11 protein-coding genes and 1 pseudogene are annotated in these 14,662 nt (G+C 39.7%); 3 read left to right on the forward strand and 9 right to left on the reverse strand.

The genetic code is table 11. The features are described 5' to 3' along the window. Positions 1–93: 93 nt before the first annotated feature. Positions 94–2,709: a TonB-dependent receptor domain-containing protein gene (locus CRI9333_RS01405; protein ID WP_015201415.1), complete on the reverse strand. Its 2,616-nt coding sequence runs from the start codon at positions 2,707–2,709 to the stop codon at positions 94–96. 392 nt (positions 2,710–3,101) lie between these two features. Then, a complete protein-coding gene (locus CRI9333_RS01410; RefSeq protein WP_015201416.1) occupies positions 3,102–4,829 on the reverse strand; it encodes an energy transducer TonB in 1,728 nt (575 codons plus the stop codon). A 330-nt stretch (positions 4,830–5,159) separates the two neighbouring features. Between CRI9333_RS01410 and CRI9333_RS01415 the strand changes: the two genes are divergently transcribed. Next, complete coding sequence (locus CRI9333_RS01415; protein WP_015201417.1) at positions 5,160–5,810, forward strand: MotA/TolQ/ExbB proton channel family protein; 651 nt, start codon at positions 5,160–5,162, stop codon at positions 5,808–5,810. Then, complete coding sequence (locus CRI9333_RS01420) at positions 5,794–6,195, forward strand: ExbD/TolR family protein (RefSeq protein WP_015201418.1); 402 nt, start codon at positions 5,794–5,796, stop codon at positions 6,193–6,195. Before CRI9333_RS01415 ends, CRI9333_RS01420 begins: the two co-directional genes overlap by 17 nt. A 235-nt stretch (positions 6,196–6,430) precedes the next feature. On the opposite strand, the gene CRI9333_RS01425 is transcribed toward CRI9333_RS01420, so the two are convergent. The 6 genes and pseudogenes from CRI9333_RS01425 to CRI9333_RS01450 all read right to left on the reverse strand — a co-directional run bounded on the left by CRI9333_RS01425 (position 6,431) and on the right by CRI9333_RS01450 (position 12,222). Then, positions 6,431–6,793, reverse strand: coding sequence for a hypothetical protein (locus tag CRI9333_RS01425; RefSeq protein ID WP_015201419.1), 363 nt, complete (start codon positions 6,791–6,793; stop codon positions 6,431–6,433). A gap of 73 nt (positions 6,794–6,866) precedes the next feature. Continuing rightward, positions 6,867–7,730: pseudogene (locus CRI9333_RS25390) on the reverse strand (IS5 family transposase). A 155-nt stretch (positions 7,731–7,885) separates the two neighbouring features. Further along, a complete protein-coding gene (locus CRI9333_RS26370) occupies positions 7,886–8,224 on the reverse strand; it encodes a hypothetical protein (RefSeq protein ID WP_015201420.1) in 339 nt (112 codons plus the stop codon). Between the two features lie 296 nt (positions 8,225–8,520). Further along, on the reverse strand, positions 8,521–9,750 hold the full coding sequence (locus CRI9333_RS24590; protein ID WP_015201421.1) for a leucine-rich repeat domain-containing protein: 1,230 nt from the start codon (positions 9,748–9,750) through the stop codon (positions 8,521–8,523). Positions 9,751–10,627: 877 nt separating this feature from the next. Then, a complete protein-coding gene (locus CRI9333_RS01445; protein ID WP_015201422.1) occupies positions 10,628–11,074 on the reverse strand; it encodes a hypothetical protein in 447 nt (148 codons plus the stop codon). 344 nt (positions 11,075–11,418) lie between these two features. Further along, complete coding sequence (locus CRI9333_RS01450) at positions 11,419–12,222, reverse strand: WD40 repeat domain-containing protein (RefSeq protein WP_157462223.1); 804 nt, start codon at positions 12,220–12,222, stop codon at positions 11,419–11,421. A 146-nt stretch (positions 12,223–12,368) separates the two neighbouring features. Between CRI9333_RS01450 and CRI9333_RS01455 the strand changes: the two genes are divergently transcribed. Beyond that, entirely contained in the window at positions 12,369–13,967 is a 1,599-nt protein-coding gene (locus CRI9333_RS01455) for an IS1634 family transposase (protein WP_041225823.1), read from the forward strand. Between the two features lie 187 nt (positions 13,968–14,154). Here CRI9333_RS01455 and CRI9333_RS01460 read toward each other — a convergent pair whose 3' ends face one another. Beyond that, the gene (locus tag CRI9333_RS01460; protein ID WP_015201425.1) at positions 14,155–14,604 is read right to left on the reverse strand and encodes a hypothetical protein; all 450 of its coding nucleotides are present in this window, start codon (positions 14,602–14,604) and stop codon (positions 14,155–14,157) included. Positions 14,605–14,662 lie beyond the last annotated feature (58 nt).

Below are 14,662 nucleotides of genomic sequence, written 5' to 3' on the forward strand. Positions count from 1 at the left end.
CATAGCTATGAGTAATTAGTAATTAGGTAGGCTAAGGAAAATTAGCATCTTAGATGTATTCTCTTCCTCCCTACTTCCCTGGCACAAAAATTGCTACCAAGTTAAAGCGTAGCCAATTCGGAGAGATCGACCTCTAGCTGCTGCATTTCCCGAATCAAAATCATAGCCACCATTGTCTTGTGATTGCACAGCAAAGTACTGTTTATTCAGCAAGTTTTCTACACCAACTTGTAGCATACCCCGACCTAATTTAATGCTGCTGATATAATCCACCGTCATATAACCCTTAATTGGTAAAGGTTGAGTTCCGTCTTCAAAAGCACGGTTACGATCACCTACATACAAAACTTGCAAGCGATTACTCCAACTAGAAGTAGTTTTATTTTCCAAATATGCAGTTAGCTTAGTTGGTTGTACGCGGAAAACATCAAAAGCTAAATACTCTTTTGTGTTTTCATCACCATCATTATCATCGACATCCTGAAATTCACCCTCTGACAAAGTAGCTGTTCCGCCTACTTGCCATCCTCCTCCTACTTCCACATCTACAGTTCCTTCCAAACCATAAAATCTTTCTGGGGTTCTAACTACCTGTAACGGACTTTGTGGATCAACTACTACTAACCTTGAACCTAAATCTGAGTTGTTATAAAAAGCAGCTAAGGAAGCTTTGACAGAACGCCAGTTACCACGTACACCTACTTCATAACTATTAACTTTTTGTGGTTCAGTTAAATTAACAGAAGTGCCAGCATCAACAAAACTGTCAGGTGGATTCCGTAATACACGACCTAAATCTGGAATTGAAAAACCTTGGGAAAAGTCAGCAAATACACTAATCGCATCAGTAGCATTATAGGCAGTCCCAACATTAAAAACAGTTGCACTGACATTACGCGAACCACCTTTAATATTCGCCCCAAATATGCTGGTATAGTCGTCAACGCTAAATCCAATATTTTCGTTACGGACACCACCATTCAAAGTTAATTTGTCATTGATTTTTGTTTGTAACTGAGCAAAAAAACCAATGTTATTAACGTTATACAGAGGTGTAAAAGTGCGAGTATCACCTGTGGCACGTAGAATTCTATTGCCACTATTAGTATATAAATCTTTATCGAGAATATTAAAATTTTGAGAATTATCCTCAGTAGAGTAGTCAACTCCCCATAGCAAGTTGATAGCTTGAGACAAAGGAGTTTCTATTTGCAAACGTGCACCCAATTTTTCTGATTCTAGTTCACCTTGAACCAGTCCTCGAAAGCGTTGCGTCCTTGAAAGGTTACGAAGACTTACGTCGCCATATTGATCAAAAGTTGTCTGTGTACGATAGTATGCTTGTGCTTGTACTCTACTACCAAATATATTTTGGTGCGAATAATCTAAATTGATGTTGTTAGTTAAATTACCTGGAAGATTAGTATTAACATACTGAAGACCGTCAATGCGAATAGCACGAGCTTTTTCTGGAAATATTCCATTATCATCAAGGCTGGTATCTGAAATATAATCACTAAAGGTAGAATCTTTAAAGTAATTAGCTGAGAGTTGCAGGCGTTGCTGTGAATCTAAGTTAACTCCCAATTTTCCTAATATATTGTAGTTTTCCGTATTATCTAAGTTAGAGCGCCAATTGGGAATGCGATCGCCATTTGCATCAAAAAAGCTACCCGTATCTGTACGCGCCAAACTTAGAGTGTAGTCAACATTCCCACTTTTACCAGATAAAGATTGTGTAATCGAGTTACCTAAACTATCGGCAAAATGGCTTAAAGAACTATTCACTGAAACATCAGTCTGAAAAGACAGCTTTTGCTCAGTTGCTCTGCGTGTAATGATGTTAATCACACCACCTGTTGCTCCATTCCCATAGGTAGCACTAGCACCACGCACTACCTCAATCCGTTCAATCGCACTGGGATCTATAGTTCTAAGTTCGTTAGCAAAAGCAGTCGAAGTATTAGCATTTTGAGGAATGCCATCAATCAAAATTAACGCGCTACGACCACGCATTGATTGATAATTAGTTTCAGTAGTTTGTGTTGGCGCACCTAAACCTGGTACAAATTTCCCAAGAACATCAGTTAAATTTCTAGATAAATTTGTTTGTTGTTCAATTTCTGCACGGGGAATTACAGTTACAGAACGCGAAACATTTCTTAAAACTTCTGGTCTACGACTAGCCGTTACAACTATTTCTTCAACATCTTCATCATCATTTGAAGTTGCTGTTCCATTATCAGCATCAGAAGTAGTCATACCTGGGTTTACACTCGGTGCAACTTGTGTTTCAGCCGTGTTTACTGCTGTTGCAGGTGTCAAACTGAAAATTAATCCCTGACCCTGAGAATTTACGCCTCCTGTTGGTATACCTCCATTGCCAGTTACCGTTAATCTAGTAGTGTTGGCATCAACGGCACTAACTGTAACAGAAGTAATTCCTGTTGAGGAACTATTTGCGCTATATACAGTTCCTTGGGGAATGCGAAGTTGGGCAATGATATCAGCAACAAACGCTCCTCTAGAACTGTACAGAATTACTTGAGGGCGTGAGCGATCTGCTGTTTCTAAAATTATTTCTAAACCCCCAGCAGTTGGGTTAACTCTTACATTAGTGATTTGAGCAATATCCGCTCTTACAGGTTGAGCAATTATTACCGATACTACTCCAGCCATCCAAGCACTATTAACTAATTGCTTTTGCATGATTCCAATCTCTCACACCAAAATTAACGACAGTTGAATTGCTACCTTGAAATTTGTTCAATTTATTATTAAGAAAAAAATCCTTATTTGTTAGCAATTTTTTTCATTAAGCTTAGAAAATTTTCCTAAATTTAACTTTCACACGACTTTTTTCACTTGTTACTACTTAGCTCATTACGGTTAACTTCACAGCAATCATTTCATTTAGCAATTCCAACTATTAAGAAACTTCCTATTAACTGAGCAACTTGTCTGTTTCAAAGCCTGTTTTATTTCGGCAGTAACTAGACAATATTTTGGGTATGTACAGAATTAGTGTGCAAATGTTCTTAAATGAACATTTTTATCTCTTCCCCTGCCTCCTCTACCCCCCCTGCCTCTAACTTCTTTAGCTAAGGAGATGCAGATGGATCTGGTGGTGGAGCTTGTTCCATCTCATTTGGCTCTGGTACAGGTGGAACGCTTATAGATGGTACTGGTGCTGGAGTTGGTAGCGGTGCTGCTGGAGTTGGTGGCGGCGCTGCTGGAGTTGATGGCACACTTGGTAGCGGCAATCTATTGTCTGGAATACCAGCCGGAACTGGCTGCATTAACTGATTAGCTTCTCGTTGCTGACGTTCAAGATCTAATTTTTCTTGAGATTCCAAAGCTTGGCGTTGACGCTCTTGCTGTTGCTGACGTTCCTTTTGTTTCTTGTCTGCTAAACGTTGACGTTCCAAAGCGGTACGGTTGTAGTTAGAACCCTCCAAAGTAAAGGTAATTTTTTTCTTAATCCCCGCTTCTCCGTTGTCAGATTTTGTAAACTTCCACTCGTTTCTGACAGTTTCCAGTGCTGTCTGATCGAGGATGTTATGACCACTACCGCTAGCAAGATTGATATTGCTGACATTGCCATCTTTATCAACATCCATCTTGACAACTACTGTGCCTTCTAATTCTTCAGCCCCAGAAGGATGTCTTGGTTTAGTACAAGGATTGCAGTTCGGACGGGTATTCCCCGATCTAGGTGCAGGGGGGGTTCTATTAATATTTCTTGATCCTGTAGCCACCTTTGTACCAGTACCAGAGCCGTCACCAGTACCCGTACCGCTACCAGTCCCAAAGCCGCTACCAGTACCACTACCACTACCAAAACCAGAGCCGTTACCATTACCTGTGCCTGTACCAGAGCCAGTACCACTACCAGTACCTCTATTTGCTCCAAAAGCATTGCTAGTACCCACAGCAACTTTTGAAGAATTGTTTGCCCCACCAGTATTGTTAGATGGTACTAAAGAATTCGCTGCTAGTGGTGGAAGCGTTGGCGTATTGTTTTTGGGATTAATAAAATTTGTAACTTTTTGTGCCAGTGACCCGAAATTTGGGAATCGAGGTGTTGCAGGTTGGGAGGGTTGAACAGGTGGAGAAGCATTAACAACAGGTGATGGAGTAGGAGTGGGAGTTGGGCTAGGTGATGGCGTAGGTGTAGGTTTGACTGGTTCCGCTATTGCATCTGATGGAAGGCTTGCAAGAGGTGTTGGGTCAGGGGCAGGAGTTTCTTCTGGTATGGGTTTGACTGGTTCCTGCGGCACACTAGCAACAGGTGTCGGAATGGGATCTAGTTGGGGAACTACTGGTGGTGCAGGTAGTAAGCTACTGACAATTTGCCTTGTTGATAGCGGTGGAGGAACATCCGGTATTTTAAATTGCGGGACTTCAGGCTGAGGAGCTATTGACGGTAATGGTGCTGAAGTTATTGAGGATAGGCGTGGATCAGCGCTCACACTTTTGGGAGCTACTTGTGCAGAGGCACTACTTGTTTCTATCTCACTTGCTCCTGCGCCACCACCGGAACCACCAGCGAAGCCACCACCAGAGCCACCAGAACCTCCACCTGCGGTGGCTTCAGCTGGAAGTTCGGTGTTTTCAGGCGGTTTTGTTTCTTCAATACTGGGCGCGTCAACAATTTCAATCTCTATCGGCTCTTCGGCAGCTACTTCAGCAGGTTTGACCCACAATGTACTGAGGATCAACAAGCTGATATGCGTTACCACTGAACCGATGAGGCTGTAGGTGAGGAAAGATCTCAACTGCTGCTCTTCTTTTTCTCGCTGCTCTACAGCAATCGTTGACACGCCCATGTTCTCTTGCAAATAATTTGCACTTAATTTAGTCAAATTAAGATGCCTTGAAACAAATGTCAAGTGTAAACCAACAATTATTTAGTGGCATTTCCTCTAGGGAAATAAATTGAAAAGCTTATACTGATTGGATTGTGAGGATAAAAATTTTTATAGAACAAATATTTTGGTGGTTTGCCAGTTTTGATTGCTTGACATTCATTGTCATTAAGCTTATTTTCGTAAAGAAGTCATGTTTGCCCTTGTAGCGAACTGGTAGATCAGGAGGTTATGTCCATAACTCCAGAAACTATAATGACTTTGCCTTATTAATTGCCCTAGAGACAGGATATGGGAATTTCTAATCTTTTTGTTGCTGGTGGTATAGTCATGTGGCCACTGCTAGCATTTTCGGTACTAGGGTTCGCACTAATTATTGAGCGAGTCGCTTTTTGGTGGCGTATTAATAACCGACAAGAGCGCATAGTCAGAGAAGCCCTGAATTTTTATCGTCGTAACAATGTTGTCAATACTTTAAATAAGCTCAAGCAAAATGCTGATTTGCCTCTTGCTCGGATTTTTTTGTCAGCATTAGAACTTGAAGAAGCAACTCCAGAAGAATTTCGCTTGGCTTTAGAAAGCGAAGCTCAAGCAGAAATTCCTTTGCTAAAACGTTTTAATAACATATTTGACACAATTATTAGCCTTGCGCCTTTACTAGGTCTTTTAGGAACAGTTTTAGGTTTGATTAGCTCATTTGCTTCGCTCCAGCTTGGTGATGTGGGTGGTACTAAAACTGCTGGCGTAAGTGCTGGGATTAGTGAGGCTCTTGTATCTACGGCTTCTGGCTTAGTAGTGGCTATCTTTATTTTGATGTTCTCTAATACATTTCGGGGTTTATACCAACGCCAAATAGCTCTAATTCAAGAGTATGGCGGACATTTGGAACTTCTCTATCGCCGTCGTTATGAAGGAGAACGTAGTTATGCGTCTACCCGATGAACCAGAACTACCATCTCAGATCAACATCGTACCGATGATCGATGTGGTATTTGCTATTCTGACGTTTTTTATCATGTCTAGCTTGTTTCTATCTCGTTCGGAAGGTCTTTCTGTGAATTTGCCCAAGGCAACGACGGCTAAATCTCAGCGTCCTAGTCAAATTACTGTAACAGTTGACCAGCAAGGGCAATTAGCACTGAATCGCAAGCCAGTTCAGCTAGATAGTTTGGAAACATCAGTGCGTCAGTTAATTAAGCCTAATGAAGAGGCATTAGTAATACTAAATGCCGATCAAGGTATTAATCACGGTCAAGTTGTGGAAGTGATGGATCGCTTGCGTAAAATCAAAGAAGCAAAGTTAGCGATCGCCGCACAAAAACGCTAGTGCGTAACGTTTGTGTTAATCGGCTTTTTGAAGTAATCATAGACAGAGAATGCGGGGCGGGCAGCCGATAACAATACTATTCAAGCTCATCCTGATTCTGCTGGATATTTAGTTTTTAATATTCTTTAACGCCGCTCCACCTGCACTAACGGGACTTAGAGCCTATCCGAAAAATAATTGAATGGCGATCGCACGACCACAATAGGAAAGTTATGAAGGAAATAAAGGCAGTTAGTTAGTAAGAATCTATTACCTCGATAGCTCTTTGAAGTGCTTCTATTTCATCTCGCCACTGCTCAATCAAGGAATTGTTAGCTCTTGTGTGTTTTTTCGATTCTTTGAGCATGGCAATTCGCTTCATAGAGAGTGCTGTAGAAAGAGCGGATGCTGCGATCGCTTTGGTCTGAGCATCAAGCAGGGATATTTGTTCCTTATTGTCTGTGACAGGGCTACTTAAGGAAATATTATGTCCTTCATCAAGTAGTTTAGCTATCTGTAAAATCTGCTCTGCTAGCGCGATCGGCACACGAATAGTCTTGGTTGCTCCATGCTTCCAAGTAGGTTTCCAACTGGTACTTCTGAGTCCACCTTTGGGCATTTTTCCTTTCCAATTGCCTGTAACACTGCCAAAAGTTTAGTTACATTGCCTGTAACATGGCTATAATAAGAAGTCAGCCCAAGAGTGGAAATAGTTTTCGAGCGATGATTAGGCTTGCAGCTAATTGTACAAACCCCAAATAGCAATCGGCGTTTTTATCCCAACGGATTAGCAAACGCCGAAAGCGATTGAACCAAGAATGTCCCGCTTCAACTACCCAGCGTCGAGGTGGGTGCCGATTTGGATCATTTGGTGGTGGTACAGGTTGAGTGGTATCGGGAATATGAGCAATGTACCCATTGCTTTGAGCTTGAGTACGGCACTGCTCATAGTCATAGCCCCGGTCAAGACATAAATGTTGCTCTACCTGTTGCGGCTCAGGCCGTTCAATCACTATCGCGTCTAACAACTCAGCTAACTTTTTCATATCATGGCGATTTGCGCCGCTCAAAACCACAGCTAAAGGTACTCCTTTCCCTTCTGTTAACAAGTGGCGCTTACAACCACACTTGCCTCTGTCAGTAGGATTGCGACCCGTTGCCTCGGTTTCACCCTCTGTCCCTACTTTACCCAAAGGAGCTTTGACAATACATCCATCTGCCGCTTGCCATTGCCAATCAATACCGATTACTTGATCGTACTGTTGTAATAAAGTCGCCCATACTTTTTAATCGCACTCGTATTCCAACCATTCTCTGTAACGGTCATAGGCTGTCGATTTTGGCCCATATTCTCCTGGTAATGCACACCATTGGCTACCAGTTCTGGCTAGATATATTAGACCATTAAAAATACGTCGATCATCAGCACTCGGAGAACCAGGTTTTTTGCGAGGTTTCGGAATTTTTAATAAGGGTGCAATTTGTTGCCACAGTGCATCGCTAACAAACCAAATAGTCGGCGGTTCCTTGGTTTTAAGTGTTTCTGACCTCGACATTTCCAAATCCGATCATGTTTTAACTTACCTCTCTACTATATAGCCTTGACACAGGCAAGTGAAGGGGAAAATTCCCGACTGTTGTTTTTTTACCCTTTTTATGCCCTTTATAGCCATGACACTGGCAATACCTTCTGGCTTTCAGCTTGAAATTGTTAGGAATGCGGTTGCACGATCGCACTGAAATTATTTTTCGGATAGGCTCTAAATGAGGTTCTCTGAGTCGTAACTGGTTTTTTAGTTGTAACTGGTTTTCTAGTTGTAACTGGTTTTTTGGCTATAATTCGCTTTTTGGCTTTACTAACTTTGGTCTTAGAAACAGTTTGGGCATAGCTGGGTGCAGTAAGAACGAAGGAATCCATCACCATACTTCCAGTTACACCGATTAATAATGCTGAAGCGACGACAACTTTGAGAGGTAATTTAGTAGTAATAAAATTAACAGAATTAACAATAGAAGATAAAGAATTTTGGGTAGAACAGGTAAGTTTCATTCTTTTTTTGGTAATTATTGAACTCGATTGATTTCAGTATTTTATGACTACCTTAGAAAGTGATGTAGGTAGTTACCACTTTCTCTATGCGGCTACCAGTCTGTTCTTTGAAACCTGAGTTGAGGGTTATTAGTAGTACTTTAATAGTGGTCAGTTAGCACCACTCTCTACTAGCCTTGCGAGTTAGTTAGGCGCTCTTCGCTCTTGCTGAATGCGCGGGTTCGCACTTTTGATGCAAGTTGTGGCACTCCGGGAAGCTTGCCACGCAAGTGCGCTCCCCTAGTGCCAATATGAGTTCACTGGCTACAGGTGCGACGAAAGTGTTCGGGTAATAGTTGACAGTTAGAAATTGGGTTGTCACTCAATCCCAGACCGCTCAGATTAGTTAAACCCGTTAGTGGTTTAACATCACTGATTTGGTTCTGACTCAATCTCAGCGAAGTTAGTTTAGCCAAACCCGCCAGTGGTTCCACATCACTGATTTGGTTGTCATTCAAGCTCAGCCTAGTCAATCTAGCCAAACTCGCCAGGGGTTTCACATCACTGATTTGGTTTTGATCCAACTCCAGCACAGTTAGATTAGTCAAAGCTGTTAGTGGTTTTACATCACTAATTTTGTTGTCATACAAGGTCAGCACAGTTAGATTAGCCAAACTGAAGAGTGGGGTCACATCACTGTTGTCATTCAAGTACAGCGTAGTTAGATTAACAAAACCGAAGAGTGGTTTTACATCACTAATTTGGTTTTGATCCAATCCCAGACCCCTCAGATTAATCAAACCCGCCAGTGGGGTCACATCACTGATTTGGTTTTGATCCAATCTCAGATCCCTCAGATTAATCAAACCCGCCAGTGGGGTCACATCACTGATTTGGTTTTTATTCAAGTACAGAACGCTCAGATTAGTCAAACCCGTTAGTGGTTTCACATCACTGATTTGGCTGTGATCCAATCTTAGATTCCTCAGATTAGTCAAACCCGCCAGTGGGGTCACATCACTGATTTTGTTGCCATCCAATCTCAGAATAGTTAGATTACGCAGTGCTTGAATTCCCTCTAATGACGTTATTTCTGCATTATTGGCATCTAAAACTTTTATCCCTTGCAGGACTTCTAGCGTTAGTCGCTTGCTATCGGGAATTTCTACTTGCCGCCTAATCGCAGCTTCTAACTTAGCATCCTTAAATTTAACTTCATCCTTAGCATTCGGTGTATCTGGTGTATCTGTATCTATAGCTGTAACTGGTTTTTTAGTTATAACTGGTTTCTTGGTTATAACTGGTTTTTTAGCTATAACTGGTTTCTTGGCTATAACTCGCTTTTTAGCTGTACGAACTTTCGTTTTAGAAATAGTTTTGGCATAGCTTGGTGCAGTAAGTACGAAGGTATCCATAGCCATACTTCCAGTTACACCGATTAATAATGCTGAAGCGACAATAACTTTAAGAGGTAATTTAGTAGTAATAAATTTAACAGAATTAACAATAGAAGGTAAAGAATTTTTGGTAGTGCAGGTAAGTTTCATTTTTGTTTGTGGATTCACTGAACTCGATTTATTTCAGTATTTACTAACTACCTTAAAAAGTGGTGTGAAGAGTAACCACTTTATATATGCGTCTACCAGTCTGTTCTTTTAAACCTGACTTTTTGGTTAAAAGTAGTAATTTAATAGTGGTCAGTTAGATAAATGGCTAATTTGAGATTGGGAGTATAAGTATAAATACAGCACTCTTTAATGAGAGTTATCGCTCTTTTATTATTAAAGTCTTTGACCTGCCTAACTTTTATCTTGTTCCGCCGCCTACCCATTTTTTATGAAGACCTTCTAGCTTGTGAGCGCCGTGATGTTAAATTTGCAGTTCGCTACGACTACATAAGTAAATCAAGATGCACTCTTTACGACATATCAGTTCATTAATGAACTAATAATTGGTATTGTGAATTGTGCGATAGCACAGTCTAGCTTCGCTCTTACCTAAGTAATTAATGGCTAGAATCATTCTTGATTACTTATTAGTCAAACCACTTAGCACGAACCTATTTTGCTCAATGCTGAGTCCGTCTTAAAATTAATATTTAATAACAATAACCTACTAAAATGGCTTGCATTACATACAACATATAGGGTTTGATGTTTGTAATGTAGTTTTTGCAGTTCTATAGGTAGTTCAATTACTATTAATTTAAACGGCTTGTCATAGGAGCATTTTTAGTACTACTTTTTGGGCTTTTATCTTCAATTAACCGTTAATAAGTAAAACACTTTTAATGTATTTTTTACTGAACGAATATATATGATCTGCCAGAACAGTAAGAGATTTTTGTATAACTTTGCTGGGAAAAACGTATAACAAGATTGTTGTGCTGCTATTGCCTGATGTACGTTTCTATTCGTAACCTCTCTAACGGGCTAAAATTTCCCGATTTGCCCTTTCCTTCTCGCCTTCTTTGACGGTTGGATCAAAGTCAACTTTGATCGTTTGCGCTATTTTCTTGCCATTGACAACCTCCTCGAAGGAGCCAGATGAAAAGTTGCAGTATCCTCGAAGTTCACTGGTCAGTTTTCCACGAATATAGTCTCTCGCAAAACAATTCGCGTTGCTACCAGAGATGATAACCGTCCGAAACTGATCCCCAGACCACAACAAGCTTTTATCAACTGTCAGTTCAACAACAATTCGATTATCAGTTTTCCCTGTACCCAAATCGTTGTTAAAGACTTGCGTACTGAGAGGTTCTGGACTGCTGTTGTTGAAGGTGATTTTCCCTTCGGTAGTAGTGCGGACAGCAGGAAAGCAACCAGATAGAAGAATTAGAATGGACAAGAATACCAATCTTAACTTGTTCATTATCGCTTAGTCCATTTATTTTACTTTTTATACCCCGATTGTTAGGGCGATAGCCCTAACTTTGTTTTAAAAAATGATGGGGAGAATCAGCTAATTTTATCTCAACTTTTAGACAGTTTTCAGTATTACCGCCCTTCTCTTAGCAACAGAATGATGGTTTTATACGGGTAAGTTGCGTTGCTACCCGGCGGTATACTTCATCCGAGTACAAAGTTAAATTAACGTATCTTCACGCTACTTGTCTTTAATACCAATTAAAAGCGCGTATAGTTTTCCTAATGAATGCACTGTGAACCCAGTTAGAGAGTCTAAATAAATATTGTCCGTTATTTGAAAAACCTAACTTAATGAATGATATTTATAGTCTGACCATTGCTCTCAATCGCCATCTGTTGACCATCAGGGCTAAAAACCACCCTCGTTGACCCACTTGTTGGGCTAAGAGCTTGAGGAAACGGAAACCGTTTGTAGGTGGTTGAAAAATTACTGATGTTGTATCCACCCACCTCTCCTCCATAGACAAAGGTTTGAGAGTCGGGACTCAGTGCCAAAATACTATCGGTACGATCAAGGGTAAACCGCGATTTTTGCCAATTTTGTTGTAACTTTCCCGTTTTTATCTGCCAACGATAAATATAGCTAAACTTTAGTCCATCGAACGAAAATGCCAATGCCATTACGTCTTGCTGATTGGGACTGAAAACAAAATCCTCAATTGACACCAAATTATCTACATCTACCGCTTGTAGTCGAGCTTGTAGTTGAGCTTGCAGTTTTCGGGCAGAAAGATTCCACAAATGCAGTTGAGAATAGCCCTTAACTAAAGTGACGAACCCTAACACAGAACTGTCTGGGCTAAATGCAAAGTGAGGTTTGTTGGGATTAATGTATGGTACGACTGCCATTGGAATAACTTGTTGCAACGTTCCTTCTAGTACATTCCAAATGCGGACTCCTGATTGCAACTTGTTAGAAGGGCTGGGAAGGCTCGTGGCGAGGAGGCGACTATTCGGACTGAACTCAACCTGACAAAATGGGGTGTCAGTGGTTTGAATCGCGTGATTTTGAATGGGTCTTACCCAACGTGATTGCCGGGTCTTGAGATTCCAAACTAAAACCCACATTCCGCACTTCATTTTGTAATACATAGGATTACATAATTAAAGCAAAAGATGCTTATACCGTTTTGAGTATAAATACTTAAAGAAATAGTAAAAAATACTTAAGAAAAGGAACACAAAGGTGATTAAATGCCAGAATAAAAACTAAATCCAAAAAAACTACTGAAAAAATGATGCTTCAAAAAGAAGAAATTGAAATTAAAAATATAGATCATTTGGGAATAGTAGCCGGAATAGTTGATGACTTAGGGCTAGTTGAAAAAATTAATAAAATAGTGGGAGTTGATAGTAGGGAAAAAATAAGTACAGGTCAGGTAGTTAAAGCAATTATTTTAAATGGTCTTGGTTTTGTGTCTAGACCTTTATATCTATTTTCACAGTTTTTTGAAGATAAAGCTATAGAACATTTACTAGGGAAGGAAATCAAAGCAGAAGATTTAAATGATGATAAATTGGGCAGAACAATGGATAAATTATATCGAGTGGGATTAAGTGAACTATTCTTATTGATTGCTTTAGATACCATTAAAAAATATCAAATAACGACTAAATATTCGCATTTAGATTCTACTTCACTACATTTACATGGAGAATATCAAGCCGATAATCCAAAAAAAGAAAAAGGAATAATTAAAGAGAACCCGATTTACATAACTCAAGGATACTCGCGTGACCATAGACCAGATTTAAAACAATGCGTAATGGATTTAATAGTAAGTAGTGATGGAGATGTACCTTTATTTTTTCGAGCAGGAGATGGCAATGAATCAGATAAAGCAGTGTTTGGCAAAATTTTATTGGAGTTTAAAAAACAAATAGATTTTGAAAGTATTATGGTATGTGATAGTGCCTTGTACAGTCAAAATAACTTAAAGTTAATTGCCAACTTGAAATGGATAAGCCGAGTACCTTTTTCTCTAAAGCTAGCTAAAAGTTTAGTTCAAAGTGTCACCAGTTCACAATTAGAAAAAAGCTCACAGGAAGGATATAGCTATTGTGAGCAAAAAGTTAGCTATGGAGGGATAGAGCAAAGATGGTTAATCGTAGAAAGTGCTGAAAGAAAAAAATCCGATTTAGACAAGCTGAACCGCCAGATTGAACAAGAAGCAAAAAGTGCAGCGACAGAAGTGGCTAAATTACTCAAGGTAGAATTTAGTCAAACTGGAGAAGCGAAATTAAAATACCAAGAATTTAATCAACAGTTTAAATATTATCAAATTGAAAAATTTAAAATTCTTAAAGCCTGTAACAAACTAGGTAAAACAATTTACAAAATTCAGGCTGAACTAACTCAAAATTTTGACTATATTGTCAGTTATAAGCAACAAGCAGGTAGATTTATTTTAGCTACAAACTGTCTGGATGACAAACAGTTAAGCACATCCGAAATTCTGAGTGTCTATAAACAACAACAATCCTGTGAGCGAGGTTTTAGATTTATCAAAGATCCTTTATTCTTCGCGGATAGTCTCTTTGTCAAAAATCCTGAAAGAGTCGAGACAATGATGATGCTGATGGGATTATGTCTCTTAGTTTATAGCATTGGGCAAAGACAATTACGTTTAAGTTTGCTCTCTTCAAAAACAAAAGTCAAAAATCAGTTAGGTAAATTAACAAATAATCCTACATTAAGATGGATATTTCAATGTTTTCAAGGTATTCATGTTCTAGTTCTTCAAGGCGTTAAACAAATTATTAATTTAACTAAAGAACGCCAGCTATTTTTGCAGTTTCTCCCTGCTCATTGTCAAAAATATTATTTTAGTTCATAAGTATTTAATTGGAACAACACTCAATCAATATTGAGAGACAATTAATCTTAAATATTTTAACTTTTACAGTTAGCTTTTTTAGGAAACGAAAAAGCTCTAACTTTCTTTTTGCCAAAATTTGTATTTTTCATTTTTATAATTGCTAACCTGATTGCTTCATCCTTCTAGCTTTGTGTAATTTCAAAAGTTACAAGTTGAAGTGCGGAATGTGGGCTAAAAGTTCGATATTACGCTTAGTTGACGTTGGAGCAGAGCCTGAATACATCAGACCAGCCGCAAATTGCCCATCAGGACTGAGCGCGACATCACAGAAGGTAAAACCTGGTTGGGCTGGGAAAGCTGAAATCCGTTTGCCACTCGTCAAGTCCCACAGTTCCGCAGATTGCTGATTAGCTCCATTAGTTAATAGCGTTTTGCCATCTTTACTAAATTTGAATTTGGTGGCAGTCGTCGGCAAAGAGATTCGTAGCTTTGGATTTGACCAGGTTTTTGTAGGGGCTGTCTTCAGGGGTAGGGTTTTAGAGGAGTTGGGCTTGGCGCTAATCGTGCTACTTCTCATCTGTTGTGCAAGTGTCTGTGGTGCGAGAGCCCAACTCGTCAATACTGACAACAATACGGCTTTGATTGTAGATTTCATCTCTATTAGTTTTATAGTTTGCTCTTATGAGCGGTTGCAGATAGGATATGTGCGAATA

Origin of the sequence: Crinalium epipsammum PCC 9333 (assembly GCF_000317495.1) — a bacterium.
Lineage (GTDB): Bacteria > Cyanobacteriota > Cyanobacteriia > Cyanobacteriales > PCC-9333 > Crinalium > Crinalium epipsammum.

Coding starts and splice junctions, on each gene's coding strand:
- CRI9333_RS01405 (WP_015201415.1), bottom strand. CDS start 2,709: ATGCAAAAGCAATTAGTTAATAGTGCTTGGATGGCTGGAGTAGTATCG.
- CRI9333_RS01410 (WP_015201416.1), bottom strand. CDS start 4,829: ATGGGCGTGTCAACGATTGCTGTAGAGCAGCGAGAAAAAGAAGAGCAG.
- CRI9333_RS01415 (WP_015201417.1), top strand. CDS start 5,160: ATGGGAATTTCTAATCTTTTTGTTGCTGGTGGTATAGTCATGTGGCCA.
- CRI9333_RS01420 (WP_015201418.1), top strand. CDS start 5,794: ATGCGTCTACCCGATGAACCAGAACTACCATCTCAGATCAACATCGTA.
- CRI9333_RS01425 (WP_015201419.1), bottom strand. CDS start 6,793: ATGCCCAAAGGTGGACTCAGAAGTACCAGTTGGAAACCTACTTGGAAG.
- CRI9333_RS26370 (WP_015201420.1), bottom strand. CDS start 8,224: ATGAAACTTACCTGTTCTACCCAAAATTCTTTATCTTCTATTGTTAAT.
- CRI9333_RS24590 (WP_015201421.1), bottom strand. CDS start 9,750: ATGAAACTTACCTGCACTACCAAAAATTCTTTACCTTCTATTGTTAAT.
- CRI9333_RS01445 (WP_015201422.1), bottom strand. CDS start 11,074: ATGAACAAGTTAAGATTGGTATTCTTGTCCATTCTAATTCTTCTATCT.
- CRI9333_RS01450 (WP_157462223.1), bottom strand. CDS start 12,222: ATGTATTACAAAATGAAGTGCGGAATGTGGGTTTTAGTTTGGAATCTC.
- CRI9333_RS01455 (WP_041225823.1), top strand. CDS start 12,369: ATGCTTCAAAAAGAAGAAATTGAAATTAAAAATATAGATCATTTGGGA.
- CRI9333_RS01460 (WP_015201425.1), bottom strand. CDS start 14,604: ATGAAATCTACAATCAAAGCCGTATTGTTGTCAGTATTGACGAGTTGG.